This window comes from Luteimonas sp. 8-5 (assembly GCF_029763755.1).
Classification (GTDB): domain Bacteria; phylum Pseudomonadota; class Gammaproteobacteria; order Xanthomonadales; family Xanthomonadaceae; genus Cognatiluteimonas.
The window spans coordinates 1-5752 of record NZ_JARUVM010000099.1; the positions used below are offsets into that span (position 1 = coordinate 1).

Annotated in this window: 5 protein-coding genes; 4 read left to right on the top strand and 1 reads right to left on the bottom strand. The window is 69.4% G+C overall.

Translation table 11 applies throughout. The annotated features are described in order from the left end of the window. The 3 genes from cysC to QAA18_RS10200 form a co-directional block, all read left to right on the top strand. Positions 1 to 985, top strand: a 985-nt coding sequence (gene cysC, locus QAA18_RS10190; protein ID WP_279412821.1) for an adenylyl-sulfate kinase, incomplete at its 5' end; no start/stop codon positions are given. Positions 986 to 1072: 87 nt separating this feature from the next. Beyond that, on the top strand, positions 1073 to 1807 hold the full coding sequence (locus tag QAA18_RS10195; protein ID WP_279412822.1) for a CoA transferase subunit A: 735 nt from the start codon (positions 1073 to 1075) through the stop codon (positions 1805 to 1807). Continuing rightward, positions 1807 to 2436, top strand: a complete 630-nt coding sequence (locus QAA18_RS10200; protein WP_279412824.1) for a CoA transferase subunit B — start codon at positions 1807 to 1809, stop codon at positions 2434 to 2436. The genes QAA18_RS10195 and QAA18_RS10200 overlap by 1 nt, the downstream gene beginning before the upstream one ends. A gap of 9 nt (positions 2437 to 2445) precedes the next feature. On the opposite strand, the gene QAA18_RS10205 is transcribed toward QAA18_RS10200, so the two are convergent. Further along, positions 2446 to 3954: a class I SAM-dependent methyltransferase gene (locus QAA18_RS10205; protein ID WP_279412826.1), complete on the bottom strand. Its 1509-nt coding sequence runs from the start codon at positions 3952 to 3954 to the stop codon at positions 2446 to 2448. A gap of 109 nt (positions 3955 to 4063) precedes the next feature. Between QAA18_RS10205 and QAA18_RS10210 the strand changes: the two genes are divergently transcribed. Beyond that, positions 4064 to 5707 (top strand): electron transfer flavoprotein-ubiquinone oxidoreductase, encoded by a 1644-nt coding sequence (locus QAA18_RS10210; protein ID WP_279412827.1) that lies wholly within the window; start codon positions 4064 to 4066, stop codon positions 5705 to 5707. Positions 5708 to 5752: the final 45 nt, after the last annotated feature.

A 5752-nucleotide genomic window follows, 5' to 3' on the forward strand; every position in this document is an offset into this window, starting at 1 on the left:
GGCCGTGGTCCTGGCCCTGGCCGACGAGATCGACGCCAGCCGCGGCGACGTCATGGCCGCCGCGCACGACCCGTGCGAGATCGCCGACCAGTTCGCCGCCCACCTGCTGTGGCTGGGCACCCAGCCGCTGCTGCCCGGCCGGCCGTACTGGCTCAAGATCGGCACCCGCACCGTGGGCGCCCAGGTCACCGAGATCAAGCACAAGGTCGACGTGAACACGCAGGAGGAGCTGGCGGCCAAGAGCCTGGAGCTCAACGAGGTGGGCTACTGCAACCTGTATTTGGACCAGGCCATCCCGTTCGAGGCCTATGCCGACAGCCGCGAGCTGGGCGGGTTCATCCTGATCGACCGCCCGGACAACGCCACCGTGGCCGCCGGCACCCTGGCGTTCGCGCTGCGCCGGGCCGGCAACATCCACTGGCAGCACCTGGAGGTCGACCAGGCCGCCCGCGCCCGGATCAAGCACCAGGCCCCGCGCTGCCTGTGGTTCACCGGCCTGTCGGGCGCGGGCAAGTCGACCATCGCCAACCTGGTGGAAAAGCGCCTGCTGGCGCTGGGCCGGCACACCTACCTGCTGGACGGCGACAACGTCCGCCACGGCCTGAACCAGGACCTGGGGTTCACCGACGAGGACCGGGTGGAGAACCTCCGCCGCGTGGCCGAGGTGGCCAGGCTGATGGTCGACGCCGGCCTGGTGGTGCTGGTGAGCTTCATATCGCCGTTCCGCGCCGAGCGGCGCATGGCGCGCGAGCTGTTCGCCGAAGGCCAGTTCATGGAAGTGTTCGTCGACACGCCGCTGGCGGTGGCCGAGCAGCGCGACGCCAAGGGCCTGTACGCCAAGGCCCGCGCCGGCCAGCTGCGCAACTTCACCGGCATCGACTCGCCGTACGAGATACCGGAACACCCCGACGTGGTGCTCGACACCGTGGCCGAGTCGCCGGAGGCGTTGGCAGAACGCCTCGTGGCCCTGCTTCTTCAGGACTGAGCCACGCGGGTATTGCCCTAAGGTACGGGGCGGGCGCGGTGGCTGCGCGCTAAACTGGGAATTCCTGCATTCGAGGAAACGTCCCCCATGGCGGCAACCCAGGTGCGCCCGGCCGGAGCGGGCAAGGTCTATCCCAGCGCAGCGGAGGCGTTGCGCGGGATCGTCGCCGACGGCCAGACCCTCGCGGTCGGCGGCTTCGGCCTGTGCGGCATTCCCGAGGCGTTGATCGCCGCGCTGCGCGATTCCGGGGTCAAGAACCTCACCGCGATCTCCAACAACGCCGGCGTCGACGGTTTCGGCCTGGGCCAGCTGCTGGGCACCCGCCAGATCAGGAAGATGATTTCCTCGTACGTGGGCGAGAACAAGGAATTCGAACGCCAGTTCCTGGCCGGCGAACTCGAGCTCGAGTTCAATCCGCAGGGCACCCTGGCCGAGCGCCTGCGCGCCGGCGGCGCCGGCATCCCGGCGTTCTTCACCGCCACCGGCTACGGCACCGTCGTCGCCGAGGGCAAGGAAACCCGCGAGATCGGCGGACGTCATTACGTGCTGGAAACCGCGCTGGTCGCCGACGTGTCGCTGGTCAAGGCGTGGAAGGCCGACAAGGCCGGCAACCTGCTGTTCCGCAAGACCGCGCGCAACTTCAACCCGGCCTGCGCCATGGCCGGCAAGGTGTGCGTGGTGGAAGTCGAGGAGCTGGTGGAAATCGGCGATATCGATCCGGACCACGTGCACCTGCCCGGCATCTACGTCGACCGCATCGTGGTCAACGCCAATCCCGAGAAGCGCATCGAACAGCGCACCATCCGCCAGGAGGGCAAGTAATGGCCTGGAACCGCGATGAAATGGCGCGCCGCGCCGCGCAGGAACTGACCGACGGCGCCTACGTCAACCTCGGCATCGGCTTGCCGACCCTGGTCGCCAACCACATTCCGGACGGCGTCGACGTCTGGCTGCAGTCGGAGAACGGCCTGCTCGGCATCGGTCCGTTCCCCACCGCCGAGGAAATCGACGCGGACCTGATCAACGCCGGCAAGCAGACCGTGACCGCGCGCGCGGGCGCCAGCTACTTCGGCAGCCACGATTCGTTCGCGATGATCCGCGGCGGCCACATCGACCTGGCGATCCTGGGTGCGATGCAGGTGACCGCCGGCGGCGACCTCGCCAACTGGATGGTGCCCGGAAAGATGGTCAAGGGCATGGGCGGCGCGATGGACCTGGTCGCCGGCGTGCAGCGCGTGGTCGTGCTGATGGAGCACGTGGCGAAGGACGGCAGCCACAAGATCGTGCCCGAATGCACGCTGCCGCTCACCGGCGTCGGCGTGGTCGACCGCATCATCACCGACCTGGGCGTGCTCGACGTCACCACCGACGGACTCAGGCTCGTTGAGCTAGCGCCGGGCGTCACCGAGGCCGAACTGCGCGAAAAGACCGGCGTTCCGATCGCCGCCTGACGCCTGCGGTCAGGCGCCGGGCTTGCGGAACACCGCGTGCAGCTCGGTGGGGCGGCCGCCGCCTTCGAAGTGCGCCAGCTCGGCCCGCACCAGCGCCTGCAGGCAGGCGATGTCCTCTTCGGCCTGCATGTCGTAGTTGCTGTTGTAGGTCTGGTCCACCAGGCGCCACAGGAAGCAGTTGCGCCGGAACAGATGGACCGGGTCGAGGTGGCCGAACAGCAACGGCGTGATGTCCTGGCTGCGGATGCCCTCGAACGTGCCGATGGAATAGTCCACGTCCGGCAGCGTGTCGTCGACCTTGCCGCTGTAACGGTTGCGGCGCAGGCGCGCGGGCAGCGCGCGCATGCTGGCGTTGGCCGCTTCCAGGTCGCTGCCCCACAGGCGGTTGCCGTTGCGGCCGATGGCCTCGCCTATGCTCCAGAACTCGCCGCCGTCGGCCAGCGCCGTGCGGATGAAGCCGACGACCCGTTCGAGCTCGACAATGTGGTGCAGCCCGGAGACGCACATGATCACGTCGTAGCGTTCGCCGTAGTCGCGGATCTCGTTGAGGTTGCCGACGATCAGGTCCGGTTCCACGCCTTCGGGAAAGCTCGCTCCGGCCGACTGCAGCAACGATTCGTTGAGATCCATCAGCGTCCACTGCACCGCAGGGCCGGCCAGCGCCGCCATGCCGGCCTCGATCCGCGCCGCGCCCGAGCACAGCGACAGCACCCGCACTTCCCGGTCGCGCGACATCGCGTGCAGGCGTTCGTGGAAATTCGGTGCGCGCATGCGCAGCGCCTGGCCGAGCAGGTGGTGGGTGTAGTGGTAGGGGTCGCGCAGCGTCGGTGGCAGGTCGTCCGGCGCGGGGAAGTCGGGCAGGGCGCGGGTGGCGACAGCATCGCCCGCGGCGATCCGGTCCCCGACCAGTGCCTGCAGCGGACGGCAGCGCAGGCGCTTGCCCGCGGCAATGGCGGCCTTGTCGGCGTGGTACATCTCGTGGTCGTAGGCGGTGGCGAAATGCGCCAGTTCGCCGCGGGTGCGCTCGTTGCCGAAGGCGTTGGCCGCGACCCGGGGCAGCGACTCCTCCTGCGCCACGACAAGTTCGTAGACCGCGATCCAGTCGCCGCGCGGGTCATGGTCGGGCCCGGCGCCGGCGCGCAGTTGCACCTTGCACGCCGTGCCGGCGTGTTCGTCGAGGGTGAATGTCGCGCTGCGCACGCCGTGCGCGCCGTGCACCGGCAGCTCGGCCAGGGTGTCGATGCGGTCGCCGGAGTCGCCGCAGACCAGTTCGACCCGCAGCGTGGCGCCGTCGGCGCTCATCGCCTCTACCGCCGGCCCGTAGCGCAACACCAGCCGCGAACCGGCCAGCAGGACCAGATCGTCGCCCATCTGCACGGATTCGCCAGCCCGGATCACCAGCGCCGGCCGCGGGATCGCCGCGTGGGCGACCTCCACCCAGCGGTCGCCGGAGCTTCGTTTCGGGGCGTCGATCTGGAGCGGGCGTTCGGTGGAAAGGAAGAATTCGTGCTGGGGCATCCGGTTCCAGGGCGAGGCAGGGGGCCTGCCCGAGGATACCGGCTCGCGCCGGTGATTTGCCGGCGGCGGCCCGAAAGCCGAAAATCGGGCCATGACACAGGAATCGGCAATGCAGCAGGCAGGCGACGGCCAGCCGGTCGACATCGAACGGGACGTCATGGAGTACGACGTCGTCACCGTCGGTGCGGGCCCAGCGGGCCTGGCGTTCGCGATCCGGCTCAAGCAGCTCGCCCCGGACCTCTCGGTGTGCGTGATCGAGAAGGGCGCCACGGTCGGCGCGCACATCCTGTCGGGCGCAGTGATCGAGCCCGGCCCGCTGGACGCGCTGCTGCCCGGCTGGCGCGACAACCCGCCGCCGATCTGCGTGCCCGCGCGCGAGGACGAGTTCTGGCTGCTGTCGAAGACCGGCGGCCGCAAGCTGCCGGTGCCGCCGGGCATGCACAACAAGGGCAATTTCATCGTCAGCCTCGGCGCCATGTGCGCGTGGCTGGCGCCGCAGGCCGAAGCGCTGGGCGTGGAAATCTATCCCGGGTTTGCCGCCGCGTCCGTGCTGCACGATGGTGATGGCAAGGTCGCCGGCGTGCGCATCGGCGACATGGGCGTGGCGAAGGACGGCAGCCACAAGCCCGGCTTCACCGCCGGCATCGACATCCGCGCGAAGCTCACGGTGCTGGCCGAGGGCGCGCGCGGCAGCCTGAGCAAGCAGCTGGTGAAGCGCTTCGGCCTGGATGCCGACAGCGACCCGCAGGGCTATTCGATCGGCATCAAGGAGCTCTGGCAGTTGCCGGCTGGCCGGACCACGCCGGGGAGGATCGTCCACAGCTTCGGCTGGCCCGCCGACAACGCCACCTACGGCGGCAGCTTCCTCTACCACCTGGACAACGACCAGGTCGCGCTGGGTTACGTCAGCGGCCTGGACTACAGGGATCCGGAGTACAAACCGTGGGAGGCCTTCCAGCAATGGAAGAACCATCCGATGGTCGCGCCGATGCTCGAGGGCGGCAGCATCCTCTCGGCCGGCGCGCGCGCCATCGTCACCGGCGGCTACCAGTCGTTGCCGAAGGTGGAGATGCCCGGTGCGCTGCTCATCGGCGACGGCGCCGGCCTGCTGAACGTGCCCAAGATCAAGGGCACCCACCAGGCGATCCGCTCGGGCATGCTCGCCGCCGAACATGTCGCGGCGCAGGCAGCGTCGGGCACGCTGCGCGGCGACGGTTTCGACGCGAAGCTGCGTGCGTCGGAGGCGGTGAAGGAACTACGCGCGGTCCGCAACGTCAAGCCGGGATTCAAGCGCGGCCTGTGGTTCGGCATGCTCAATGCCGCGTGGGAAACGGTCACCGGTGGGCTGTCGCCGTGGACGCTGCGCAACAAGCCGGACTGGAGCTCGCTCGACAAACTGGGCGAGCACGAGCAACCGAAGCGCGACTACGTGCAGCGCACGCTGCCGCCGCGCGACCGCCTGCAGGGCGTGTACTTCGCGGCGACCGCGCACGACGAGGACCAGCCGGTGCACCTGGTGGTGCACGACACCAATGTCTGCGTGGAGCGCTGCACCGTCGAATACGGCAACCCGTGCACGCGCTTCTGCCCGGCCGGCGTCTATGAGATGGTCGAGGACGCCGCCGGCCGCAGGCTGCAGATCAACGCCGCCAACTGCGTGCACTGCAAGACCTGCGACATCAAGGACCCGTACGAGATCATCACCTGGGTCACGCCCGAGGGCGGCTCGGGGCCCAACTACCAGAACCTGTAGGAGCGCGCCTTGCGCGCGATTGCGGGCCGATCGCGCGCAAGGCGC